The organism is Micrococcus sp. HSID17227 (genome assembly GCF_003989405.1).
In the GTDB taxonomy this organism is placed as follows: domain Bacteria; phylum Actinomycetota; class Actinomycetes; order Actinomycetales; family Micrococcaceae; genus Micrococcus; species Micrococcus luteus.
Genome location: NZ_RBLN01000584.1, coordinates 1 through 254 on the forward strand (window position 1 = coordinate 1; position 254 = coordinate 254).

At 66.5% G+C, this 254-nt stretch carries 1 protein-coding gene and 1 pseudogene; both read right to left on the minus strand.

All coding sequences use genetic code 11. The annotated features are described in order from the left end of the window. Positions 1 to 108, minus strand: a pseudogene (locus tag D8M29_RS13440) (ATP-binding cassette domain-containing protein); the annotation flags it as partial. Between the two features lie 14 nt (positions 109 to 122). Then, a partial coding sequence (locus D8M29_RS13445) for an integrase core domain-containing protein (RefSeq protein WP_143736221.1) occupies positions 123 to 254 on the minus strand: 132 nt, incomplete at its 5' end.

The following is a 254-nucleotide window of genomic DNA, read 5'->3' on the forward strand; positions in this document are numbered from 1 at the left end:
GTGGTTGGTCGGCTCGTCGAGCATCAACAGGTCCGGCTGTTCAGCCAGGCACAGCGCCAGGTGGAGCCTTCGCTGCTGCCCCTGAGACATCCGCCCAACGGGCGTGTCCAGGCTCCGCGGTTCTAGCTGTAAGAGGTCATGACGTTGTTGACTCGGGCCGGGGCCAACGAGGCCGGCGGGGCGTCCCCGCAGGAGGTATGAGGCCGATGGTAGTTGTAGTGGTTCACCCACACCGCCAACGCCTCACGCCGGGC